This window comes from Desulfovibrio desulfuricans DSM 642, assembly GCF_000420465.1.
GTDB lineage: Bacteria > Desulfobacterota > Desulfovibrionia > Desulfovibrionales > Desulfovibrionaceae > Desulfovibrio > Desulfovibrio desulfuricans.
The window spans coordinates 164,389-188,579 of record NZ_ATUZ01000017.1 but is presented as its reverse complement, the minus strand read 5'-3'; the positions used below and the strand labels follow the sequence as shown (position 1 = coordinate 188,579).

The 24,191-nt window shown below is 59.3% G+C and carries 23 protein-coding genes and 1 tRNA gene; 11 read left to right on the top strand and 13 right to left on the bottom strand.

Annotation, left to right across the window (positions count from 1 at the left end; translation table 11 throughout):
* The first annotated feature begins 7 nt into the window (after positions 1-7).
* From G449_RS0113280 to G449_RS0113260, 4 genes are all read left to right on the top strand, one after another.
* A complete protein-coding gene (locus G449_RS0113280; protein ID WP_022659807.1) occupies positions 8-973 on the top strand; it encodes a polyprenyl synthetase family protein in 966 nt (321 codons plus the stop codon).
* A 27-nt stretch (positions 974-1,000) separates the two neighbouring features.
* On the top strand, positions 1,001-4,000 hold the full coding sequence (locus G449_RS0113275) for an AIR synthase-related protein (protein WP_022659806.1): 3,000 nt from the start codon (positions 1,001-1,003) through the stop codon (positions 3,998-4,000).
* A 434-nt stretch (positions 4,001-4,434) separates the two neighbouring features.
* A complete protein-coding gene (locus G449_RS0113265) occupies positions 4,435-5,253 on the top strand; it encodes a septal ring lytic transglycosylase RlpA family protein (RefSeq protein ID WP_022659804.1) in 819 nt (272 codons plus the stop codon).
* Positions 5,254-5,397: 144 nt separating this feature from the next.
* On the top strand, positions 5,398-6,291 hold the full coding sequence (locus G449_RS0113260; protein WP_027181001.1) for a DMT family transporter: 894 nt from the start codon (positions 5,398-5,400) through the stop codon (positions 6,289-6,291).
* Positions 6,292-6,345: 54 nt separating this feature from the next.
* Here the strand turns inward: G449_RS0113260 and G449_RS0113255 are convergent, their stop codons facing one another.
* The 7 genes from G449_RS0113255 to G449_RS0113225 all read right to left on the bottom strand — a co-directional run bounded on the left by G449_RS0113255 (position 6,346) and on the right by G449_RS0113225 (position 13,728).
* Positions 6,346-7,203, bottom strand: a complete 858-nt coding sequence (locus G449_RS0113255) for a heterodisulfide reductase-related iron-sulfur binding cluster (RefSeq protein ID WP_022659803.1) — start codon at positions 7,201-7,203, stop codon at positions 6,346-6,348.
* Positions 7,204-7,304: 101 nt separating this feature from the next.
* Positions 7,305-8,378: a 3-isopropylmalate dehydrogenase gene (leuB, locus tag G449_RS0113250; protein ID WP_022659802.1), complete on the bottom strand. Its 1,074-nt coding sequence runs from the start codon at positions 8,376-8,378 to the stop codon at positions 7,305-7,307.
* Between the two features lie 194 nt (positions 8,379-8,572).
* A complete protein-coding gene (locus G449_RS0113245) occupies positions 8,573-9,064 on the bottom strand; it encodes a 3-isopropylmalate dehydratase small subunit (protein WP_022659801.1) in 492 nt (163 codons plus the stop codon).
* A gap of 69 nt (positions 9,065-9,133) precedes the next feature.
* On the bottom strand, positions 9,134-10,396 hold the full coding sequence (locus tag G449_RS0113240) for a 3-isopropylmalate dehydratase large subunit (RefSeq protein ID WP_022659800.1): 1,263 nt from the start codon (positions 10,394-10,396) through the stop codon (positions 9,134-9,136).
* A 201-nt stretch (positions 10,397-10,597) separates the two neighbouring features.
* Entirely contained in the window at positions 10,598-12,145 is a 1,548-nt protein-coding gene (locus tag G449_RS0113235) for a 2-isopropylmalate synthase (protein WP_022659799.1), read from the bottom strand.
* Positions 12,146-12,260: 115 nt separating this feature from the next.
* Complete coding sequence (pssA, locus tag G449_RS0113230; protein ID WP_022659798.1) at positions 12,261-13,025, bottom strand: CDP-diacylglycerol--serine O-phosphatidyltransferase; 765 nt, start codon at positions 13,023-13,025, stop codon at positions 12,261-12,263.
* Positions 13,026-13,086: 61 nt separating this feature from the next.
* Positions 13,087-13,728, bottom strand: coding sequence for a phosphatidylserine decarboxylase family protein (locus tag G449_RS0113225; protein ID WP_022659797.1), 642 nt, complete (start codon positions 13,726-13,728; stop codon positions 13,087-13,089).
* A gap of 285 nt (positions 13,729-14,013) precedes the next feature.
* Between G449_RS0113225 and G449_RS0113220 the strand changes: the two genes are divergently transcribed.
* The 5 genes from G449_RS0113220 (at position 14,014) to infA (ending at position 17,482) form a co-directional block, all read left to right on the top strand.
* The gene (locus G449_RS0113220; RefSeq protein WP_081640573.1) at positions 14,014-14,352 is read left to right on the top strand and encodes a chemotaxis protein; all 339 of its coding nucleotides are present in this window, start codon (positions 14,014-14,016) and stop codon (positions 14,350-14,352) included.
* Between the two features lie 3 nt (positions 14,353-14,355).
* Complete coding sequence (locus G449_RS0113215; RefSeq protein WP_022659795.1) at positions 14,356-15,564, top strand: metal-dependent hydrolase; 1,209 nt, start codon at positions 14,356-14,358, stop codon at positions 15,562-15,564.
* A 229-nt stretch (positions 15,565-15,793) separates the two neighbouring features.
* Positions 15,794-16,285 carry a cyclic pyranopterin monophosphate synthase MoaC gene (gene moaC, locus G449_RS0113205; RefSeq protein WP_027180997.1) on the top strand — a complete coding sequence of 164 codons (492 nt, stop codon included), beginning with the start codon at positions 15,794-15,796 and terminating at the stop codon, positions 16,283-16,285.
* Positions 16,282-17,127: a prolipoprotein diacylglyceryl transferase gene (gene lgt / locus G449_RS0113200; protein WP_022659792.1), complete on the top strand. Its 846-nt coding sequence runs from the start codon at positions 16,282-16,284 to the stop codon at positions 17,125-17,127. Before moaC ends, lgt begins: the two co-directional genes overlap by 4 nt.
* Before the next feature lie 136 nt (positions 17,128-17,263).
* Complete coding sequence (gene infA, locus G449_RS0113195; RefSeq protein ID WP_006008898.1) at positions 17,264-17,482, top strand: translation initiation factor IF-1; 219 nt, start codon at positions 17,264-17,266, stop codon at positions 17,480-17,482.
* Positions 17,483-17,583: 101 nt separating this feature from the next.
* Here infA and G449_RS0113190 read toward each other — a convergent pair whose 3' ends face one another.
* Positions 17,584-18,054 carry a phosphatidylglycerophosphatase A family protein gene (locus tag G449_RS0113190; protein ID WP_022659791.1) on the bottom strand — a complete coding sequence of 157 codons (471 nt, stop codon included), beginning with the start codon at positions 18,052-18,054 and terminating at the stop codon, positions 17,584-17,586.
* 122 nt (positions 18,055-18,176) lie between these two features.
* Between G449_RS0113190 and G449_RS0113185 the strand changes: the two genes are divergently transcribed.
* Both G449_RS0113185 and G449_RS0113180 read left to right on the top strand, forming a co-directional pair.
* Positions 18,177-18,617: a hypothetical protein gene (locus G449_RS0113185; protein ID WP_022659790.1), complete on the top strand. Its 441-nt coding sequence runs from the start codon at positions 18,177-18,179 to the stop codon at positions 18,615-18,617.
* Between the two features lie 31 nt (positions 18,618-18,648).
* Positions 18,649-18,734 (top strand) — tRNA-Leu (locus G449_RS0113180).
* Positions 18,735-18,870: 136 nt separating this feature from the next.
* Here the strand turns inward: G449_RS0113180 and G449_RS0113175 are convergent.
* From G449_RS0113175 to G449_RS0113155, 5 genes are all read right to left on the bottom strand, one after another.
* Complete coding sequence (locus G449_RS0113175) at positions 18,871-19,785, bottom strand: restriction endonuclease (RefSeq protein ID WP_022659789.1); 915 nt, start codon at positions 19,783-19,785, stop codon at positions 18,871-18,873.
* A 338-nt stretch (positions 19,786-20,123) separates the two neighbouring features.
* Positions 20,124-20,960: a 4Fe-4S binding protein gene (locus G449_RS0113170; protein ID WP_022659788.1), complete on the bottom strand. Its 837-nt coding sequence runs from the start codon at positions 20,958-20,960 to the stop codon at positions 20,124-20,126.
* Positions 20,957-21,481, bottom strand: a complete 525-nt coding sequence (locus tag G449_RS0113165; RefSeq protein ID WP_022659787.1) for a 4Fe-4S dicluster domain-containing protein — start codon at positions 21,479-21,481, stop codon at positions 20,957-20,959. Before G449_RS0113165 ends, G449_RS0113170 begins: the two co-directional genes overlap by 4 nt.
* Positions 21,478-21,825: a hypothetical protein gene (locus G449_RS17180; RefSeq protein ID WP_022659786.1), complete on the bottom strand. Its 348-nt coding sequence runs from the start codon at positions 21,823-21,825 to the stop codon at positions 21,478-21,480. The genes G449_RS0113165 and G449_RS17180 overlap by 4 nt, the downstream gene beginning before the upstream one ends.
* 78 nt (positions 21,826-21,903) lie before the next feature.
* Positions 21,904-24,174: a nitrate reductase gene (locus tag G449_RS0113155; protein WP_022659785.1), complete on the bottom strand. Its 2,271-nt coding sequence runs from the start codon at positions 24,172-24,174 to the stop codon at positions 21,904-21,906.
* Between the last annotated feature and the right edge of the window lie 17 nt (positions 24,175-24,191).

Here is a 24,191-nt window from a genome sequence, read left to right as displayed (position 1 = left end):
GTAGCATATGATCCAACTGAAAGCACGTCTGGCCCTTGAGCTGCCGGGCATCAACCGCGCTCTGAACAAGGCAGTGGACACCCTGCCGGAACCAGTGCGGCCTGTGGCCCGACACATTTTTGATGCGGGCGGCAAACGCCTGCGTCCCCTGCTCACCGTGCTCACGGCCCGCCTTCTGGGCCATGAGGCCAAGAGCATACAGGATCTGGCGATCACGCTGGAGATGCTCCACGCCGCGACCCTGCTGCACGACGATGTGCTGGACAATGCCGTAAGCCGCCGTGGCAAGCCCGCTGCGCATACGCTGTTTGATGTTTCGAGCGTCATTCTTGCGGGCGATGCCCTGCTGGCCGGGGCCAACGCCCTGGTGGCCAAATATGGCGACACGCGGCTGACACGCTGTTTCTCGGAGGCCACCAGCCGCACGGCGGCGGGAGAAATCCTTGAAATCGCGGCCCAGCGCCGTGTTGATTCGAGCAGCGCCGACTATGAAGACATGGTGCGCGGCAAAACGGCATGGCTTATCCGCGCTGCCTGTGAAATGGGCGCGCTTGCCGCCGGGGCCGATGATGCCGCCGTAACCGCTGCCGCCGCCTATGGCGAAAACCTTGGCATGGCCTTTCAGATGGTGGACGACGCCCTTGATTTCGCGCCAGAAAGCGTGACCGGCAAGCCCACTGGCGGCGATGTGCGCGAGGGCAAGCTCACGCCGCCCCTGCGCCTCTACCGCGACAGCCTGAGCACCGCAGAACGCAGCGCCTTTGACGCCGCCTTTTGCGCAGGGCTGATGACGGAAGCGGATGCCGCAAGCATTGCCGAGAGCATCCGGCAGGCCGGACATGACGATGCCGTGCGCCGTCAGGCCGATGAATTTCTTGACGCGGCCAGGCAGGCATTAGAAACTCTGCCTGACAGGCCCGAGCGCGAGCTTATGCGCCAGATGGCCGACTACGTGCGCGACAGAAAAAAGTAAGCAGCCAAACCAAGAGGAATGCAAATCATGCTCTATAGGGTGGAAACCGGCCCCCGCGCCGGACTTGACGATACCCAGGGCCGCAAGACGGCCCAGCACCTGCGCAAGGCGCTGAACATTTCTGTTTCTGGCGTTCGCCAGATCAAGGTCTTTACGGCTGACGGGCTTGATGCCGCTCAGGTGGCCCGTCTGCTGGGCGAAAGCATCTGGCACGACCCCATCCTTCAGGAAGCCTCCCTTGAGCCGCTGCCCCTGCTTGACCCTGCGGCAGACTGGTTTGTGGAAGTGGGCTTCCGCCCCGGCGTGACGGATAACGAGGCCCGCACCGCGCGCGACACTGCCGCCATGGTGCTGGACATTCCGCGCGACAGCCTGCGCGTGTATACCGCCGTGCAGTACCGCATCAGCAGCGACAAGGCCGTGCCCCTCACCCGCGAGCAGGTGGACATGCTGGCCCGCGACCTTTTGTGCAACACGCTCATCCAGCGCTACCGCATCAAGAGCCGTCAGGAATGGGACGCCCAGCCCGGCTTTGAAGCTCAGGCCGCCAGGGTTACGGGCGAAATCAACGAAACCGTTGACACCATTGCCCTTTCAGCCATGGATGACGAAGCCCTGACCAAGGCCAGCCGCGAAAATACATGGGCGCTCAACCTCAAGGAAATGCACAGCATCCGCGTGCAATTCACCGCGCAGGAAGAAGCCGACCGCCGCAAGGCCCTTGGCCTGCCCGCCGACCCCACCGATGTGGAAATGGAAGTGCTGGCCCAGACGTGGTCCGAGCACTGCAAGCACAAGATTTTTGCCTCGCGCATCAATTATACCGATGCCGCCACCGGACGTAGCGAAGTGGTGGACAACCTCTACAAGACCTGCATCCGCGACGCCACAGCCATGCTGCGCGAGCGCATGGGCGAAGACGACTACTGCAAGTCCGTTTTCAAGGACAACGCGGGCGTTATCGCCTTTATCAACGGCTACGATGCCTGCATCAAGGTTGAAACCCACAACAGCCCCTCGGCGCTCGACCCGTACGGCGGCGCGCTCACCGGCATTGTGGGCGTGAACCGCGACCCCATGGGCACAGGCATGGGCGCGGAACTGGTGTGCAATACGGACGTGTTCTGCTTTGCCTCGCCCTTTCACGATAAAAGCCTGCCCCCGCGCCTGCTGCACCCCCGCCGCGTGCTGGAAGGCGTGCGCGAAGGCGTGGAGCACGGCGGCAACAAGTCGGGCATTCCCACGGTCAACGGTTCGCTGGTTTTTGACGAGCGCTACCTTGGCAAGCCGCTGGTTTACTGCGGCACCGTGGGCATCATCCCCGCGGAGATTCATGGCCGCCCCGGCTGGTTCAAGCAGGCCGAGGAAGGCGACTACATTGTCATGACCGGCGGCCGCATCGGCAAGGACGGCATCCACGGCGCAACCTTCTCTTCTGAAGAGCTGCACGAAGGCTCGCCCGCCACTGCGGTGCAGATCGGCGACCCCATCACCCAGCGCAAGATGTACGACTTCATCATGCGCGCCCGCGATTTGGGCCTGTACCACGCCATCACCGACAACGGCGCTGGCGGCCTTTCCTCCTCAGTGGGTGAAATGGCCGAGGATACTGGCGGCTGCGTGCTGGATATCGCCAAGGCTCCGCTGAAATACGATGGCCTGCGCCCCTGGGAGATTCTGCTTTCTGAAGCGCAGGAGCGCATGACCCTGGCCGTTTCGCCGGAAAAGCTCGACGAATTCATGGCCCTTGCCGCACGCATGGATGTGGAAGCCACAGCCCTGGGCCGCTTCACCACCTCCGGCTTCTTTGAAGTGCGCTACCACGACCGCATCATTGCCTCCATGCCCATGGAATTCATGCACGACGGTGTGCCGCAGCTTGAACTTGAAGCCGAATGGAAGGCCCCCGAAGTCACCGATGTCACCGTGGACGTGGCCGAAGTTGAGCAGACCGCTTTTTTGCAGCGCATGCTCGGCACGCTCAATATCTGCTCCAAGGAATACATCATCCGCCAGTATGACCACGAAGTGCGCGGCGGCAGCGTGGTGAAGCCCCTCGTGGGCGTCAAGCGCGACGGCCCGGCAGACGCTGGCGTTATCCGCCCCCTGCTGGAATCGGACGCGGGCCTTGTGATCTCCCACGGCATCTGCCCCAAGTTCAGCGATTACGACACCTACTGGATGATGGCCAACGCCATGGACGAAGCCATCCGCAATGCCGTTGCCGTGGGTGCAGACCCTGACGCTCTGGCGGGTGTGGACAACTTCTGCTGGTGCGACCCGGTGGTCAGCCCCTCCAACCCCGATGGACGCTACAAGCTGGCTCAGCTTGTGCGCGCCTGCCGCGCCCTGCGCCAGTTCTCGCTGGCCTACGGCGTGCCGTGCATCTCGGGCAAGGACTCCATGAAGAACGACTACACCGGCGGCGGCGAACGCATTTCCATTCCGCCCACGGTGCTGTTCTCCATTCTTGGCGTCATCCGCAACGTCACTGCTGCCCAGACCTCTGACTTCAAGCAGGCTGGCCATGCCATCTACGTGCTCGGCGGCACCTGGCGCGAAATGGCAGGCAGTGAAGCCGCCACGGAACTGGGCCTCAAGGGTGGCCGCGTTCCCCATGTGGACGCCTCCAATGCCCTGCTGCGCTACCGCGCGGTCAACGCCCTCATGGGCCAGCGCGCCATTTCCGCCTGCCACGACTGCTCTGACGGCGGCCTTGCCGTAGCCATTGCAGAAATGTGCATCGGCGGCCGCCTGGGTGCAGAAATCAACCTTGATGCCGTGCCCGCCCTTGAAACCATGAACGTGACCGAACTGCTCTACAGCGAAAGCGCCAGCCGCCTGGTTGTGAGCGTCAAGCCCGATCTGGCCATGATTCTCGATGCACTGGGAATGTGGCAGCCCTGCACCCGTATTGGTACTGTCACCGGTAACGGTCAGCTGACCATGAAATCCGGCGACAGCGTCATCGTCAACGCTTCGGTGGAAGATCTGGCCCGCGCCTTCAAGCGTACACTGGACTGGTAACACCCCAGCGACTGACTCTCAGGGCAGGTAGCTTTGCGGCTGCCTGCCCTTTTTTGTTTTGCGAAATCCGGCTCGTTCTCTGCATTTTTGCACAAATATTTCTGCCGCGCGCAGGGCTTTTTCCCCGGCTTTATGCGAGTTCGCCACGCCGCTCAAGCATGCCGATTTCATACTCCCACACTGTATTTTTGACATTTTCTAGACTATCTTTTTCAATAACTAATTGAATTAAAAGATTTTATCAGTTTGACACGGAGCATTTTTTTACTGTATAGTGCCTCCACAAAGAACAGGCATTCCCCTGGGGAACCGATGGACGTTGAGCGCAAGGCGCGCTTGCTGCCATCATTGGAAGGTTCCTGGGGTCAGAACCGCGGGCGCGGTTCGTCCGGCAATTTCGCTGGCCAGCCTCGAACACTAACAAAGGAACGATCATGAAGTATTCACGCTGGCCTTTAGTGCTGGCGGCCATAGCCTTATGCATGCTTTTGGCCTCCCCCATGAACGCCGACGCGGCTTCACAAAGCGCTCCCTCCGATCAAAAGCATTCGAACGCTACCCCCCACGCCGCCAAAAAGTCCTCCGGCGACACTGAAACTCGCAAATCAAAACGCGAAAAGACCAGTGACAAAACCGCCTCTTCGCACAGCTCGCGCTCCAAGCGCGATAAAGCTGAATCGCGCTCCAAATCCAAGCAACGCAAATCCTCATCCACTGCGTCCTTATCCGAAAAAGAACGCCGGGATAGCACCGACAGCCGTGATATCTGGCTGAAACGCGCTCAGGAGAGCGAAATCATGTCCGGCAAGGCCTCCTGGTACGGACGGGATTTCCACGGCGGCTCTACCGCCAGCGGGCTTGATTACGACATGTATACCTTTACCGCCGCGCACCGCACCCTGCCCATGGGCACGGTCGTTCGCGTCACCGACCAGAATAACGGCAAGAGCGTTATGGTCTGTGTGACAGACAGAGGCCCCTTTGTGCGCGGGCGCATCATTGATCTTTCTTTTGCCGCTGCGCAACAGATTGATATTGACGACAAAGGTATCAGCAAGGTCAAGCTGGAAGTCATCAGCGATGAAAGCGGCACTCCCCTCAAACCCGATGAAGCATATTTTGTGCGCTACAACGCCGCTCAGGGTGATGAAAAAATCGGCCCCTTCCGCGCATTCGCGGATGCAGCCGCCATGCATGAAGCACTGCGCCAGGTTCACCCCGAGGCTGAAGTGGTCATGGATCAATCCAAGTAACAGCGCAATACCTTCCGCGCTGCACACGCGCGACAACGTCCCCGGTTTGTACCGGGGACGTTTTTTTATGCCGTGCACAAGCTTGCCACACTGCGGCTTCCCCGGTATGGAAACTGTTTGTTATTCCCCACCAAGAAGGATGCCATGGGCTTTTTTTACAGTATTATTTCTTCTGCGGCCTTTGGCCTTATCCCTCTGTTTACACTACCGCTGATGCATGGCGGCGTTTCAGGGCCTTCCGCCCTGTTCTACCGCTTTGCCATTGCCACAGTGGTACTGGGTATAGTGCTTGCCGTACGCGGCGAACGATTCAGCGCGCGCGGCATTGACCTGTGCAAGCTTGCTGGCATGAGCACCATGTACACAATGGCGGCCCTGCTCTTTTTTTGGGGATTCAAGCACATGCCGAGCGGGGTTGTGGCAACGCTGCAATTTACCTATCCCGTCATGGTCATGCTGATCATGATTGTGTTTTATCACGAGCGCTTCTCGTGGATCACGGCCCTGTCCATCCTGCTGGCAATCGCTGGCGTTTACCTGCTCTGCGGCGGCAATGATGGCGACATGGGGGGGGCAAGCCTGCTGGCTGTGGCCCTGCTTCTGCTTTCCGCACTGTGCAACGCCGTATACATCACAACCATTTATGCCGCGCGCATTCCCAACATGAGCGGGCTTGTAATGACTTTTTACGTGCTGGCCTTTGGGTCGGTTATTTCCGGGGCCAACGCCCTGCTATCCGACTCGTTCCACCCCCTGCATTCATGGTGGGAACTGCTGCTCGCAACTTTGCTGGCCGTGGTGACAGCCGTTATTTCAAACCTCACTCTCATTCTTGCCGTACAGCGCATCGGCTCCACGCTGACATCCATCCTTGGCGTTATGGAGCCTGTAACCGCTGTAGTGGTGGGGATTCTGGTGTTCAGCGAACCGTTCAGCATGTCGCTGGTTGCAGGGGTGGCCTTTATTGCCGCTTCGGTTGTGATGGTCATGCTGGGCAAACAGATAACGGCCTTTTTTCAGCGACACAAACACGCATAAAAAAGCGCGGCAAATTATGTTTGCCGCGCTTTTTTATTTTCTGCTGCCAGAACTCTACAGCTCTGTGGGTTCATACCCCAAGGCCCGAGCCAATAATTCGGTATAGCTCATAACCCTGAGCTTCCCCTGACCAGCACCGCGCAGGGCCACCGTGCAGCCGGAACAGGCGCATACAAGAGCGTCAATTCCGCCATCCAGCGCCGCCGCCACTATCCGGTCAGACTGATTTTTGCAGCACAGGCCGCCCGCAACATCCTGTACAGCAAGCCCTTCCACCCCTTCAAGAAACTGCCTGTAAGCGGGCCAGTCTAGCGATGTCTGCGGAAAGGGCCTGCGGTACGAGGTGTGGCATCCTTCAAAATAGGCCACTTTCAAGGGATTGACCCGCAAGCTCTGCCCTTTCAGGGCGTCCAGCAGCACGTCAAGAATATAGCTGTGGGAAACATCCCCCCCGGCATCAACCGACTTGGCCACGTGCGCACAGCCAGCACAGCAGTATGCGAGGCGGGATGCGCCCTTTTGCGCTGCCGCCGTGCTGTTGCCCCGCACAAAGCCCTGGGCGGCTTCTACCATCTGCGGCCTGTCCTCTGACGCGACCTGATGCAGCAGGGGCAAACCGCAGCAGTTTTCTTTCTCCAGCCAGGTGTGGGCCATGCCAAGGCGGCCCAAAATCCACGCCACCTCGCGCAGAATATTGGGCGTGCTGAATGGCCTGTAGCAGCCGAAAACCAACGCCAAATCCGCCTGTTGCGGCACCCCTGCAAAGCCGTTCGCCCCCAGAGCCATGGCCCGCAGAACCTGCGGCGCGCCATGCTGGCCAGTAGCTGCAACATCCTGAAGCTGCGTTTCAAAATCTCTGCCGCACGCGATTTTGACTACCCAATCGCTCAGCTTGTCTGTGGTAGCTTTCATTATTTCGCCTCTATACCCTTGTGCAGAAGTCTGCATGGTAAAAACCACAAAAGGCCGCCCGATGGTGCGGACGGCCTTTTTGAAATGGTTCGGAGCAGCGGTTACAGCCGCTCCACAACCTTGTCGCCCATTTCTTTGCAACCCAGCAGGGTTTTGCCGGGTTCCATAATGTCGCCAGTGCGGAAACCATCGGCCAGAGCCTTGCGCACTGCCGCCTCGATGGCATCGGCTTCCTTGCCCATATCAAAGCCAAGGCGCAGCATCATGGCCCCGGAAAGAATGGTGGCAAGAGGATTGGCCTTGTTCTGCCCCGCGATGTCGGGGGCGGAGCCGTGGATGGGTTCAAACAGGCCGGGGCCGGAAGCGCCCATGGAGGCCGAGGGCAGCATGCCCAGCGAGCCGGTGATGACCGAGGCTTCGTCAGACAGGATATCGCCAAAAATATTGCCCGTGAGGATCACGTCAAACTGCGAAGGATCACGCACAAGCTGCATGGCGGCATTGTCCACGTACATGTGGGTCAGCTCCACATCGGCATACTGGCGGTGCGTTTCAATGACCACTTCCTTCCACAGGCGCGAGGTTTCCAGCACGTTGCTCTTTTCCACAGAGCAGACCTTGTTGCGGCGTTTGCGCGCCGTTTCAAAAGCCACTGTGGCAATGCGGCGGATTTCTTCCTCGTTGTACACCATTGTGTTGTAGCCGGTGCGCAGGCCATCGCGCATTTCCTGCCCGCGCGGCTCGCCAAAATAGATGTCGCCGGTCAGTTCGCGCACAACCACGAGGTCAAGGCCCTTGGCGGCGATGTCGGCACGCAGCAGGCACGCGCCTGCCAGTTCGGGCAGCAGCATGGCCGGGCGCAGGTTGGCAAAAAGCTCAAGCTCCTTGCGGATGCGCAACAGGCCTTTTTCCGGGCGTTTTTCGGGCGCGAGGGCGTCCCACTTGGGGCCGCCCACAGCCGCCAGAAAAACGGCGTCGGCATTGCGGCACTTGTGCACGGTTTCTTCCGGCAGGGGGTCGCCAGCCGCATCAATGGCGGAACCGCCAATGTGGGCGGTGTCAAAAACAAATTCGTGGCCGAACTTTTCAGCGGCGGCCTTGAGAACCTTAACACCTTCGGCCAGAATCTCCGGGCCGATGCCGTCACCCGGCAAGAGGCAGATGGTCTTTTTCATAAAATATCCTTGAACTCAATGCTTTCTGTTGATGCCTATTTTCTCGTAAGGATCCGCTAACCAGCTTTTTTACTAAATTGGATTTTTGTTTTCTGGCAAGGCAGATAATCCTTTTTGCGCAGGGAGTGTACTCTCATGGTACTCGACCGGAGTAAAAAGGATTATCTAAAGCCGCCAGAGAGCAAAAGGGCAATTTAGGCCAAGCGCTCCTTGACATAGCCGACCAACCCACCCTTATCCAGAATGGCGGCCATGGACTTGGGCAGCGGGGGGCAGGTTATCTGCGCGCCGTTGGTCAGGTCGCGGATAATGCCGGTAGCGGCGTCGATTTCCAGCTCGTCGCCGTCATTGATCTTGTCCACGTCGTCGCCCACTTCCATGAGCAGCAGGCCCATATTGAAGGAGTTGCGGTAAAAAATACGCGCAAAGCTGTGGCCGATCACCACGTGCATGCCCGCACCAAGAATGGCGATGGGCGCGTGTTCACGGGAGGAACCGCAGCCAAAATTGCGGCCCGCGACCATGATGTCGCCGGGGGTCACGCGCTTGACCCAGTCTGGCTCAAGGCCGGACATGCAGTTTTCGCCCAGCTTTTTGGAATCGGTGGTGACCAGAAAACGCGCGGGAATAATGGCGTCCGTATCAATGTGCTCGCCCACTTTGTGGGCCTTACCTTTGTAATTCATGAGGCTGTCCTTCTTTCTCTGCGCCGGGCGCGGTGAGCCAGGGCACAGACAGGTACTGATGTGTGCTGCCTAGAGCTGATCAGGCCCGGCCACGCAACCCGCAATGGCCGAAGCGGCTGCCACGATGGGGCTTGCCAGATAAACCTCGGAACTCAGGCTGCCCATGCGGCCCTTGAAATTGCGGTTGGTGGTGGCCACAGCGCGTTCGCCATCGCCCAGGATGCCCATGTGACCGCCAAGGCAGGGGCCGCATGTGCAGGGGCCGACCACGCAGCCGGATTCCATGAAGGTTTCAATGAGGCCTTCCTTGAGGCACTGCTTCCACACCGTGGGCGTGGAGGGCAGCACAATGCAGCGCAGGTGCCTGGCAACCTTGCGGCCCCGCAGCACTTCGGCGGCATCGCGCATGTCGCTGATGCGGCCATTGGTGCAGGAACCGATAACCACCTGCTGGATGGGCGTATCACGCACCTCGGAAACAGGTTTGACGTTGGAGGGCAGGTGCGGGCAGGCCACTACTGGCTCCTTGCCGGTCACGTCAATATTGACCACGCGCTCGTAAACAGCGCCTGGGTCTGCGGCCAGATCCTGCGTCAGGCCAGGGCGCTTGTGCTCCGCGCAGTAGGCGCGCGTCTTGGCGTCCACCGCAAACAGGCCCACCTTGCCGCCCGCTTCAATGGCCATGTTTGCCATGCACAGGCGGCCTTCAACAGAAAGGTCGTCCACCACAGAGCCGCCGAATTCCAGGGCCTTGTAGAGAGCGCCGTCCACGCCGATAGCGCCGATGAGCATGAGCATCAGATCCTTGCCGCGCAGCCACTTGGGCATCTGACCGTCAATATTGACGCGGATGGTGGACGGCACCTTGAACCAGGTTTCGCCCAGCGCCATTGCGGCGGCAATATCGGTAGAGCCCATGCCCGTGGCAAAAGCGCCGATGCCGCCGTAGGTGCAGGTATGGCTGTCTGCGCCAATGACCACATCGCCGGGGCCCACAAGACCCTGCTCGGGCAGCAGGGTGTGTTCCACGCCGCAGTCGCCGCCTTCATAATAGTGGGTGATGTTCTGTTCTTCGGCGAATTTGCGCGTCACCATGACCTGATTGGCGGAATCAATATCTTTTTGCGGCGTAAAGTGATCCATGACCAGAGCGATCTTGTCTTTGTCAAAAACCTTTTCCGCGCCCATTCCCTTGAAAGATTTGATGGCCAGCGGCCCGGTGATGTCGTTGGCGAGCACCAGCGACACGCGGCACTGAACAATCTGGCCGTCCCGTTCCACAACTTCGTCTGTGTGGGCTTGCAAAATTTTTTGCGCAAGCGTCTGTGGCATGATCTACTCCTTTCATCCTGGCTCCACCGAGGGGGGGCGCGGCGAATACGGTGTTTCGTAAGGCGCGGCAAAAACCGAGCGCCTGTTTTTTTATTTCGCCCGCACAGGCTTTACCTGCGCGGCGCGGGTGCGTCTTGGCTCCACAGGCCAGCCGCCCCAGGGGAGGGGCGGTCAGACCCGTTCAGACCAGAGGAACAGCCCTTAATCGTGCTGGCAGTGCAGCCTCGGTCCTTCCTGTTCCTTCTTGAACAGGTGGTTAAGGGCGTTGACGTAAGCGCGTGCGCTGGCAACAAAAATATCCGGATGGGTACCGCGCCCCACGGCGCTCACTTCACCCTCGCGCAGACGCACGGTCACTTCACCCTGGGCATCGGTGCCGCCAGTGATGGCGTTGATGGCGTACTGCTCAAGTTCGGGCTGGCGGCCCACCATGTCGGCGATCACGTTGAACAGGGCGTCCACAGGGCCAACGCCAAAGCCAGCGCCGCTGCTTTCAATCCCCTTGATGTCCATAATGACGGCAGCCGTGGGCGGCACGCCGCCCGTATCGGAACTCTGCACGCTCACATGGCGCAGGCGGAAAAGATCGGGCATGCGGTAGACTTCTTCCTGCACAAGGGCCATGAGGTCATCGTCATGCAGGGTTTTCTTGCGGTCAGCCAGCTGCTTCACAGCTTCAAACACGAGGTTGAGCTGCTCGTCGTCCAGCTTGTAGCCCATGCTCTCAAACTTGTTGCGCACGGCGTTGCGGCCAGAGTGCTTGCCGATCACAAGATTGCTCTCGGTGCGGCCCACAGACTGCGGGGTCATGATCTCGTAAGTTTCGCGGTTCTTGAGCATGCCGTCCTGATGGATGCCCGACTCGTGCGCAAAGGCATTGGCGCCCACAATGGCCTTGTTGTTGGCAATGGGCTGACCAATGGTCATGGAAAGCAGGCGGCACGAGGGGTAAAGCTGCTCGGTGACGATGTTGTGCTCAAGCTGGTAATAATCGTGGCGCACACGCAGGTTCATGACCACTTCTTCAAGGGCGGCATTACCGGCGCGCTCGCCTATGCCGCACAGCGTAACCTCTGCCTGGCGCACGCCCACGCGGAAGGCGGCCAAGGTGTTGGCCACGGCAAGGCCGAGGTCGTTGTGGCAGTGTACGCTGAAGATGGCCTTGTCGCTGTTGGGCGTGTTCTTGATGACGTGGTCAAGCAGCGCGGCGTATTCCTGCGGTTCGGCATAGCCCACGGTATCGGGCAGATTGATGGTGCTGGCTCCGGCATTGATGGCGGCCTCGACCACACGGCAGGCAAAATCGCCCTCGGTGCGCGAAAAATCCTCAAGGGAAAATTCCACGTTGCTGGTATATGTGGCGCAGCGCTTGACGCCCTCGACGATCATCTTAAGTACGTCTTCGGGATCTTTGCGCAGCTTGTGCTTCATGTGCAGGGGAGATGTGGACAAAAAGACATGGATGCGGGGATTTTTAGCCACTTTCACGGCTTCCCAGCAGCGGTCGATATCATTGGGAACGCAACGGGCAAGGCCCGCCACCTGAATATCGCCAGCCTGTGAGGCAATGCGCTGCACAGACTCGAAATCGCCGGGGCTGGAGGCGGGAAAGCCCGCTTCCATAATGTCCACGCCGAGTACTTCAAGCTGATGGGCTACACGCAGCTTTTCCTGCAAGTTCATGGTGGCGCCGGGCGACTGCTCGCCATCGCGCAAGGTGGTGTCGAAAAAATAGACGCGGTTGTTCATGACAAACTCCTCTGGTTCTGACAAAGATGGCTATATCTTGCATAACGGCCACCGTAAAGGGCGGCTGTCCAGGGGAGCGTTTCCGCCCTAAGGGGGCGGCAACCGTTACGCAACCTCAATCGCTCTGGGGCGATAGGGCGCGTAGTAGCTGACGATTGCGGCGGGGAAGGATGACGAAGGTGTAGACAATGCCGCCAATGATGTAGACGGCGCAAAGCACAAAACCCATGACGCGCGGAAAGGAAATGACCGTTCCGAGCACAAGCAGGAAGAAAAGCATGGTGCGGATGGGATGGGCGCGCAGGAAATCATATTCCTTGAAGGAAAAATAGCGCACCTTGCTGACCATCAAAACCCCTACGCCAATGGCGAGAACAAGGGTCATGTAGGGCAGGGCCGAAGCCATAATAGCAGGGAAATGCGCGGCGCAAAAAACAAAGGTGACCACGGTGCAGCCGCCCGCAGGAATGGGCAGACCGATAAAAAAGCGCTTGCCCACAGCCGCAGTGCTCACGTTAAAACGCGCAAGGCGCAAAGCGCCGCAGGCAGCGTAAATGAAGGCGGCGGCAAGCCCCATGCGTCCAAGGGCCGAAAGCTCCCACTGCCACATAAGCATGGCCGGGGCAATGCCAAAAGCCACAAGATCGGAAAGCGAATCGTACTGAACGCCGAACTCGCTGGCCGTATTGGTGAGGCGGGCAACCTTGCCGTCCAGACCGTCCATGACGGCGGAGAGCAGGATGGCGAGGCAGGCCGATTCAAAACGCCCCTGCACGGCCCAGACCATGGACAAAAAGCCGAGAAACATGCTCAACGTCGTGATCATGTTCGGCAGGAGGTATACTCCCTTGCGCGGCTTTTTAACTTCCGGGGCCATCATTCACCATCTTTACTAAACTAAGTGCCGGTCTGTCGGCTTTGGGGCGCGTTTTTCGGCTGTGCTACTTCGCTCTAGCCACCACGCTCTGCCCGGCGAAGACCTGTTCGCCGATGCGCGTGGCCGCAACATATCCCTGAGGAAGGTAAAGGTCAACTCGCGAGCCAAAGCGGATCATGCCGTAGCGTTCCCCCCGGGCAAGGGCATCGCCTTCGTCAACGCGGCAGACAATGCGGCGGGCGATAAGCCCGGCAATCTGCACCATGGTCCAGGGGTTGCCGTCCGCATCGCGCATGCTGTAGGCGCAGCGCTCATTGTGCGTGGAGGCCTTGTCAAAAGCGGCATTGACAAACGCGCCGGGGAAATAGCGGATGTCTTCAACGGTTCCCGCCACGGGGGCGCGGTTCACGTGTACGCTGAACACGTTCATAAAAATGCTAATGCACAGCTTGGGCTCATCGGTGAATGGGTCGGGGCGTTCCTCAATGCGGACAACCTTGCCGTCCGCAGGGCTTACGGCAAGCCCCTCGCCCTGCGGCACAACCCGCTCGGGATCGCGGAAAAAGTGCATGCTGAACCAGCAGAGGGCCAGAAAAATCACGGCCAGAAGCCACCAGCCCATACAGGCAAAAACCAACGCGCTGAACGCGGTAAGGCCGATGCAAGGCCAACCTTCGGGGGTGATGCCGCAATTGGGTGCACGCATGGCGACTCCTGTATAAATTGTCGTAGCCGGACAAATCCGGACAACGCTTGAATAAAAAAGGGCAAGTGTTGAATATGCTACATACCCTGCGTTTTTCTGCAAGGCAAGCCCGCATGTGGATGCCGTGCCCCAAGGGTGCGGGCAGACGAAAGGGGCAACATTGTCACGATGCAGCGGAGAATATGCCTGCGGGGCCAGGTTCGCCCGCAGAATCCCGGATTTGCCCGCAGGAAGCGCGCCTCAGCCCCTGTTGCAGAGTTTTTGCGACACAGCTATACTGTGCCTATGAACAGAAAATCCGTTGCCTGCCTTTTTGTACTACTGCTGGCCGCCGTTGGCGGACTGGGTGGTTGCGGTCCCAAGGACATCGGCGCGGGTTCCTCCAGCGAGAGCGATTCGCAGCCTCAGGGCGTGAGCGTGGAAGATCAGTTGCGCTACCCTGTGTACGGATCAAACAACACCCAGCGCATGCTCTATTATCAAAACCGCCCCGATGTCATGGCCAACATGCAGCAATGGCGCATGCAGCAGTTTCGCCGCATGAACGGCCTTGATACGGACGTAAACCCCGAAGACCCGCAATACAGGTCTGTGCCCAAGCAGCGCAGCCCGTTCAGGCAGTAATACATGGATCCAATAACTCACGCCGCAAGCGGCGCGGTGGCCATGCTTGCTATGCCCAACCGCCCTGCGAGCCGCTGGGCTGTGCCCCTGGCCGCCCTGGCCGCCGCCTCTCCCGATGTTGATGTGCTGATGGCGAACACCCCCCTGCAATTTTTGCTATTGCACCGGGGCATTACGCATTCCCTGTTTTTTGCCCCGCTGCTGGGGCTGGTGCTGGCGCTCGTGGGCTGCTCGCTGTGGCGGGCGCAAACGCCCGGTCACTGGCGGTTTGCCAAAACATGGCTGTTCATGACGGCTATGGTCTTGCTGCATATCTGGCTGGACTGCATCACCACCTACGGCACCATGATCTTTGTGCCATTCTCGCACATGCGGGTGCGGCTGAACGCGGTGTTTATCATTGATCTGCTGGTCACCCTGCCCCTGCTATGGGCCATCTGGCGCTGGCGCGCACAGCGCGGCCTCCTGCTGATGGCGATGGCGTGGCTCTTTGTCTATCCCGGCATTTCCATAGGCCTCAACGCCTGGCATACGGCGCAGACCCGCGAACGCCTCACGGCGGAAGGCCGCGCACCTCAGGAAATTGTGGTGCTGCCGGATGCCTTTTCGCCCTTTTTCTGGCGCGCCCTGTATTCGGAAGCCACACCCAACGGGGACATGGTGTACACTCAAGGGATGAACGCCCTTGGCACCCCCCGAGGCCCGGAAACTGCCGCCACCGCCCTGCCCGACAGCCTGGCCCGTAACCTTGCGCGGCAGTCTGTTGTGGCCGATGCTTTTTTGAATTTCACCCTGCTGCCAGTGGTGGCCCCCCTGCCAGCCGACATGCTGCCCGCCGATACTCCGCAGGCAACGCAGCCAGCAAACGCCCCCGCCCTCACCTATGCGATGATCCACGACCAGCGGTTTGGCAGCAGCCTTGCCATTGTGCGCAAAATCATGAACATGCGCCCAAGCGCGGACATTCCTTTTAAATATATGGTGGAGCTGGCCCCTGCGCCGCTGCCTGCCGATTCGGACGCCCTTGCCGAAAATTCCGCTCAGGAAAATGCCGCAACCGCAGGGCCGCTCGTATCCACAAGCGCCGCTTTTCCGCAGAGACTGTTGCGGGAGCGGATACGCTTTTCTGACAGCGGACGCGATTCTTTCTGGCAAGCGCCCCGCCCGCCCACAACTCCCCCGCTGCTGCAATGGCTTGTGGGCTTGCGCTGAGCCTCTGTTGTCCGGCCCGTTGCTTACACGGCTCAATGCCCAGCCGGAATATTCTCCATCCGGAAAACTGCGGCGGGCAGCGCGATTACAAGCGCAATGACTCCCATTGTTTTTTGGGATAGCATCAACAGTTGCTCCCGAGTGTTGCGTTTTTCGAGCACGACATACGGAACGCATATTTGAAACAACATCCCGGCAGCCCGTGCTGCGGGAATTTTTTGAGGTATCAATGAACGACAACTTTACGCATCTCGACAGCCAGGGCAACGTAACCATGGTGGATGTGGGCGCAAAAACGCCTACAGAACGCGTAGCCATTGCTGAAGCTGTGGTGGAACTGGCCCCGGCCACCATGGAACTACTGATCAAAAACGCCCTGCCCAAGGGCGATGTGCTCACCTGCGCCAAGATTGGCGGCATCATGGCTGCCAAACGCACCGGCGAGCTTATCCCCATGTGCCATCCCCTCAACCTCACCTATGTGGACGTGCGCTTTACCGTAACAGAAATGCCGCCCACGGTGCGTATTGAAGCGGAAACCCGCACGGTCGGCCCCACTGGCGTGGAAATGGAAGCCATTGTTGCGGCCCAGACCGCAGCGGCCACCATTTACGACATGTGCAAGGCCGTGCAACGGGATATCGTCATCAGCCGTGTGCGCCTGCTGCACAAACGCGGCGGCAAAAGCGGCGAATTCAACGCCTCGGATATTGACGCATGAACCTCTCTCAAATCGACCCCGTAGCCCTTTCCATCGGCAGTCTGCAACTGCGCTGGTATGGGCTTATGTATCTGGCGGGCTTTGGTCTTGGCTGGGCTCTTGGCCGCTGGCGCGCCTCGCGCCCCGGCTCCGGCTGGACAGCCCCCGATGTGGACGACCTGCTGACCTGCGTGATGATCGGCATCATCCTGGGCGGCAGAATCGGTTACGTGCTGTTTTATGACCTGCCTGTCTACATAAGCGACCCCATGGAGATTCTGCGCATCTGGAACGGCGGCATGTCCTTTCATGGCGGGCTGCTGGGCGTGCTTGGCGCATTCTGGTATTTTGCCCGCTCGCGGGGAAGGTCGTTTCTGGAAGTTTCTGACTTCATCACCCCGCTGGTGCCGCAGGGTCTCTTTTTCGGACGGCTCGGCAACTTCATCAACGGCGAGTTGTGGGGCAAGGTCAGCGATGTGCCGTGGGCCATTGTGTTTCCCGGTGCCGGGCCTAATCCGCGCCATCCATCGCAGCTTTACGAGGCTGCGCTTGAAGGGCTTGTGCTCTTTTTCATGGTGTGGATTTTTTCTTCCAAACCAAGAAAGACGGGGGCGGTCTCAGGCCTGTTCGCCCTGGGCTACGGCGTGTTCCGCTTTGCCGTGGAATTTGTGCGCATGCCTGACGTGCAGCTTGGCTATCTGGCCTTTGGCTGGCTGACAATGGGCCAGCTGCTCTGCGTGCCGCTCATACTGGCGGGCCTGTGGCTGGTGTGCCGCAAGGCCCCGGTGCTTGCCCCCCACGTGCCCCCTGTGGAGAACAAATCCCGCCCCGGTGGCAAATCGCCCAAGGGACGCAAGAAATAACTTTCAACCCGTGCAGTGACAGCGGGCGCTGTTTGCGCGCCGATTATCCCCCGAGCAGGGGCACCGGCGTGTTGACAGCGCCCCGCTTTTTTGTGAAGCTGACCGGCGTTTATCCACATTATATTTTGGAGTACTCATGGCCAAGGAAGGATCAATCGAAGTAGACGGCGTGGTGCAGGAAGCTCTGCCCAACGCCATGTTCCGTGTGGAACTGGAGAACGGCCACGAAGTTCTGGCCCACATTTCCGGCAAGATGCGCAAGTTTTACATCCGCATTCTGCCCGGCGACCGCGTCAAGGTGGAGCTTTCCCCTTACGACCTCACCCGCGGGCGCATCACCTACCGCATGAAGTAGCTGCGGGCGCGGCGGCTTTTTCCGCCACCAGAGTGGCCTTTTGCGCCATTGGCCGCGCCCCCTTGCAGCTTTCCGCCTATCTGTGGCCCTGCCCTCGCGGCCTACACAAGGCCCAGTACACGCAGCAGAGCCACGCACAGCAAGGCCCACACGCCAGCCACAACATCATCAATCATGATGCCAAACCCTGCGGGCAGCCAGTTTTCAGAAGCCCGCACGGGCCACGGCTTGCAGATGTCGAACAGCCGGAAAAAGGCAAAAGCCGCCAGCACCAGCCAGAAACTGGGGCTTTCAAAAGGCAGCAGCACAAGCCACACCCCTACCAACTCGTCGATGACCACCTCGCCGGGGTCTTTGCGCTCAAGCAAATGCTCGGCGCGCGTGGAGGCCAGGCCGCCGACCACAAAAATCACGACCAGCAGCACGGCCCGCCACGGAAGGGACAGGGGCAGAAAAATATACGGCGCCAGCAGGCAGGCTATGGCGGTGCCCCATGTGCCCGGGGCCTTGGGGTCAAGCCCGGCAACGCCCATACGGCAAAACGACAGAATCAGCTTGTCAAAAAAACTCATGCGGCCTCCGCTATGTGCGTGTTTTTTGTGCACCTTACGCCCAAAGAGCCCGCAAGACCAGCACTGAAGACATCCACGCGCAATTATTGCCTAAAGGGCTTCTTTGCCGTATATGCAAGCCCATGGACAAAAACCGCAGCGAACTTTTTGCCCACTTCAGCTATGACGACAGCCTCACATACGAGGCCCTGCTTGAAGTGGAGGAAGAACTGACCCGCGAGGTTGAGCAGTTGCTCCAGCGGGCCGGGGCGGCCCATCTGGACTTTACGCCCCTGGGCGATGCGCTCATGTTCCAGTGCGTTTTTGAAGCGCACAGACTGTATGTGTACCGCAAAATTGCGCTCGAAATTGCGGCCCTGCTGCCGCAGGGTGTGCACGGCAGACTGCTGTGCCTGGACAAGAATTTTGAATCCATGCACGTTTTCTGGCTGCGGCCCGGCGAATGGCAGGAAGAGGAACGCCCTGTTCCCGAAGACCCGCCAAACGGCCTCAAAACATGGCGCATCGCAGGCTCCAGCCCGCAGGACATGGCCGGGGAAGAACCGGACGCAAACAGATCATAGCGGCTCTCGCCGCTTGCCACGCGCAATACATGCCCGGATGGTGGAATGGTAGACACAAGGGACTTAAAATCCCTCGGCCGCAAGGCTGTGCGGGTTCAAGTCCCGCTCCGGGTACCATGAATATCAAGGAAATTCCCGGATTCGTCAAAATGGCGAATCCGGGAATTTGACTTTTTGGTCCACATGCTAGCCGCATGGCCCTTCCAATCTGTGTTCCTTTGCTGCGACACGATAGGCGCGGAGAATGCCCAGCCTATCCTTCAGGAGTCAAAAAATAAATGGGAGTTAGCGGCAATCTCTGCCAAGCCTGATCGGTGAGGCGGGGAATATTGTCTGTCCAGAGTTGTACCAGCTTAGCACTATCAATAAGCATAATCCTTTTGCTCTCTTGGCTGCGCGCGTAATTTTCAGCATCGCGAGTGAATCCACCAGTACAAAAGAAAATGCCACTGTCATGCTGACCGATATTGGCCATAAAAGATTTTAAATCTGGCTCTGTAACAGCTTTTTGCTGTTGTTTAACCTGCACCTTGATCCTTGGACCTTGCGTCCCAAGAGGATCGGTATAAGCCAAAATATCTACGCCACCGTCCTTACCGGGGGGTGCAATCCAGGTCACATGGTAACCAATAGCTTTGAGCAGCTCTCCCACAAGCTTCTGAAATTCATATGGCTCCATGGAGTGGAGGAAGGAATCAATTTGCTCCTGAGCTTGCTCTCTAGCTTCCTCATAAGAAACACTTACACTTTTTTCGCTCTGATCTTCACCTTCCAAGCCGTCCACCGGCTCGTCTGCCACAACAGGGCTAGGCGATAGTGTTCCTTTGTGCTGCTTGTGCCAGAGCCTGTAGCGGCGCGAGGCTTCTTGATAAAACGCTGCTGGATCCTTAAATTTTCTCAAGGCATCTGCACCTGATGCCGTGAGCGTCCATATACCGCCATCTTTGATGAGCCAACCAGCACGCACGGTGTCTACTGTTGCGAAACGCACGATCTTTTCAAATCGTCGCCCACTTTCATAGCTCCCAGCTTCGTATTCAGTGAGAGGCACGGCGCCAGCCAAAGCTGCAAGGGCTTCCCTTGCCTTCATTCCATCCGGCTCTTTCTCAAGAATGCGGAAGAGCGCTTGAATTAGTTCTCCTATACGTTGAACGCTTATCAGAGCCACGCGTAACTCCCTTAATTTTTATACAATATAAGATAAAAAAACCATTAGACAACATATATCCAATAGCGTTGTTGCCCCCGCTGCTCATGTTGGGTAATCAGAGGCAATGGCCTATCAAAACGGGGACAGGGAGAAATCCGGGGGGGGGCATGTCCCACAAATTAATCACACCTTAAAGAAAAACCCTTCTTTATACCCGTTTACTCACGTCAATATTGTGGCGTGTTTTAACCAAACGTCAAGGGCTTATAAGTGCCAGACAAAGGACTGCCCCCTCTACCCGGCGATGGAGTGGTAGCAAAACCATTTGAAGAAATAATAGGGGGCGAACTTTTTATCTAGTCTCTACGTACCCTATACCCCATCCCCCGCCACTCCAGCGCCTTGCCGTAGCTCGCGCAGGTATTGACGCAGTCGCCGCAATTTGTACAGTCCCTGCGGTCTGGGCCGCCCTTGCGGCGCGGATTCAGCTCAAGCGAGCAGGCCTGCTGGCAGGGAGCCTTGCCCTTGCAGGTGCAGTTTGCCGCCTGCCAGCCGATGCACAGGCCCGGAACCTTGGCGGGCAGGCATTGGGCCGCAGCACCAAGCAGTACCGACTGCGGGCACACAAACCGGCACCACAGCCTTTTGCCAACCGCAAGCTCCAGTATCAGCGCTGCCAGCGGCACAGCCACCGCACCAAGTAAAAGCCAGAAGTCCCCACCCTGCCATACAAGCATGGGCAGGAGCGATAGCTCGCCCGGCAGCGAAACAATGCCCATTGCCGGAAAACCAGCCACCAGTGCCGCCGCAAGCCCTGCCCCCAGCAGCAGAGCCTTGCCCGCAAATGCGCGGTATTCCTTCATGTGCGCGCCGCCTTGCCGTCCACGCAGCCAGTGCGCCAGCTCGGAAAAAAATCCGTAGGGGCATATCCACGAGCAAAAAACTCTGCCCAGCACCAAGGCCAGCGCCAGCGAGATCAAGGCCCCGATCAGCAGACGCTCGCCGGGCAAAAAACCTGTAGCCACAACCTGGGCCGCGCCAACCGGATCAGCAAAGGGGATGCCGAAAAAATCCAGCGCAAAAAAACTGCCGCTGATCTGGCGCAGTTCTGCGGCATTGAGCCACGGCAGCGCGCACAGCCCCGCCACCACCAGCACCTGCACGCCGCGCCGCGCCCAAGCGAGAATCTTCATGCCTTGCCTCCGGGTGCCTTTTCCGTGGGGGCCGCCAGCGGCGGCACAAAACGGGATGAAGCGGGAACAATCTCCACAGCCTGCACCGGGCAGATATAGTCGCAGATGCCGCAACCCACGCAGGCCGTGGTCATGGCAGGCACCAGCCCGCCGCTCAGCACCACGGCTGTTCCGCGCAGGGGGCAGCGGTCATAGCAGGTCATGCACATGGTGCCGGTTTTGTAATTGTGGCAACGGTCTTTTAGAATATATGCCTGCCCCATTCCCGCCCGCGCAATTTCCTTTACGCCCGTGTCCAGCGCCCCAGTGGGGCAAACGGGCGGGCATTTCATGCAGAGGTAGCAGGGCTTTCTGCGGGGGCGCACCTGCGGCGTGCGCCGCGAGCGCCCCAGACCGCCAGCCAGTTCAATACTCTCGTGCGGGCAGGCGGTCACGCACTTGCCGCAACGCACGCACTTGCGCAAAAAGGTTTCTTCATCCACAGCACCCGGCGGGCGCAGAGGCGGCACAAAAAGGCTCATTTCGTCTCCCCTGCCTGTTCCCCGCTCTCGCCATCACCCGCGCCCGCGCCCGCATGGCGGCGCGATTCATGCTCAGGGCAGCCCATGTGCCCTTGCGCGTCCAGATCATCCTCATAATCGGCAAAGGCCAGATGCAGATCGTCCACCTCCGGCAGTTCCCTCAGGGCCATGAGTTCCTTCTGGATTTTGCCCGAAGGCTGCTCCACCACGACCACCAGCCCGCCAATGTCCGCACCGTCCGGCGTGCGCTTCACATCCAGAATGCCATCCCTGCCCCGCAACGCTTTCTCAAGCCCTGCGCAGGCTGCTGCTGAGGCACTCAGGATTATTCCCGCAATAGCCATATTTCCTCCCGCGTTACCCCGCCCGCATGCCAAGCACGCGGACGGGGATTTCATACATATGGGGCTGACCGCCGGATTTTAAACCTTGCGTACCCGCGCGGCGCATATCTTGTATTCCGGCTCGCGCGAACCGGGGTCTGTGGCGTCCAGAAACAGCTTGTTGACCAGTTTTTTGGGATCAAAAAACGGCACAGCCACAAGCCCCGGCCTGCACACATCGCTCACGCGCGCGGGCAGTTCCATTTTGTCGCGCCGGGTTTCCAGAATCACGTTGTCCCCGTGCTTCACGCCGAGGGAGGCGGCGTCCTGCTCGTTGATTTCCACAAAGGCCGCCGGGTTGGCCTTAAGCAGTTCCGGCACCTTGCCCGTCATGGTCGCAGTGTGCCAGTGGTCGATCACACGCATGGAGGTGAGGTACAGCGGGTATTCGGCATCCGGCTCTTCCGCAGCACCCTTGGCGGGCCGCATAAAGATGGTGGGTTTGCCGTCCGGCTTGCCGTAAAAGAAGAACTTGTCCGGATGATCGGCTGGCACCAGCGGATCATGCCCGCGCACAAAGCGCAGATTGGTGCCGGGGTGATCCTCCGAGGGGCAGGGCCAGATGATGCCCGATTCCTTACGCAGGCGTTCACGCGTCATGCCGTAGAAATCATAGGTGGTACCCTTGGCCACCATGCGCCATTCGTTCCACACGTCCTCGGCGTTTTTGAAGTTCACCAGCTTGGGGTCAACGCCTGCGCGCTTGGCGAATTCCACCAGGGTATTCACCGTGGGGCGGCACTGACCGGGCGAATCCACGGCCTTTTCTGTCAGCGAGTAACGCCGCTCGCCGCAGCCATACACACCATCGCGCTCGCACCAGAAGGAAGGCGCAAGCACAAGATCGGCGTATTGCAGGGTGACGGCATCGGGGAAGGCCTCAATGCACACGATGAACGATTCCGGGTGCGACATGGCCTTGTGCACCTTGTTCAGGTTGGGCAGTGTGTGCGCGGGATTTGTCTCGCAAATGACCATGCACTTCACATCACCCCGTCCCAAGGCCTCAAACATCGCCACGGTGTGGTAGCCGGGATTGGGCGAAATGCGCCCTTCCGGCAGGCCCCAGAGTTTTTCCATTTCCGCCCGGTGCTTGGGATTGGGAATGGCACGGCCCGCTGGCAGCAGGTGCGAGAGCGCGCCGGTATCGCGCACGCCGCCGCAGGCGTTGGGCTGGCCAGTGAGCGAAAACGGCGTTGCGCCGGGGCGGCATATCTGCCCGGTCAGCAAATGCAGGTTGTGGATGAGGTTATTGGCAAAAACCCCCTGCACGCGCTGGTTGATGCCCATGCACCACAGGCTCATGGTGGCGGATGATTCGGCAAAGGCTCTGGCCGCCGAATAAATCTGCGCTACGGGGACGCGGCAGATTTCGGCCACTTTTTCAGGCCGGTAGTTTTCCAGAAAGGCCTTGTAGCCTTCAAAGTCCGAGGGTTTGCCCTCGGCATCCACAAAGCTCACATAGCGCTGCCAGAAGCGCGGATTGTCCAGCTCCTCATTGATGATGACCCAGGCCATGCTGTGCATGAAGGCCAGATCCGTGCCGGGGCGAAAGGCCACGTGCATGTCGGCTATGCGGGCCGTATTGGTGCGGCGCGGGTCGGCCACAATGATCTTGATGCCCGGCTCAACCTGCTTGCGGCGGGCAATGCGGCGAAACAGCACGGGGTGCGCCTCTGAGGTATTGGAACCGATGATGAAAAAACAGGTGGCCTGATCTATGTCGGCGTAGGTGCCCATGGGCTCGTCCTTGCCGAACGTGGTGGTATAGCCGCCCACAGCCGAAGCCATGCACAGACGGGGGTTGCCGTCCACGTTATTGGTACCGAAGCCAGCCTTGAATATCTTGCTGGCGAGATAGCTTTCTTCCGTCAGGCACTGCCCGGAGCCGTACCATGCAACAGAATTGGCACCGTACGTATCAATGCTGTGCCGGAACTTTGAGGCCATGAGGTCAAGGGCTTCGTCCCAGCTCACAGGCTCAAGAGGGCCGCCCTTTTTACGCCGCACCATGGGTTGGGTGACGCGTTCCTTGGAATTGAGCACGGGAATGAGCAGCGAACCCTTCAGGCACAGCAGGCCCGCGTTGTGGTTGTTGGGGTCGCCCTGAATGGCAACGGCCTTGCCGTTTTTAACGCCCACCATCACCCCGCAGCCAGTGCCGCAGTAGCGGCATACTCCCTTGACCCATTTGTCGGGTTTCTGATCGTCCGCAGCAAGGGCGAGGGTTGGCAGGCCTGCGCCCGTGGCCGCCGCCATAGCGGCAGACATGGCAAAAAAACGTAAAAAGTCACGACGCGATGAATTCATATCCGCAACCTCGCTGT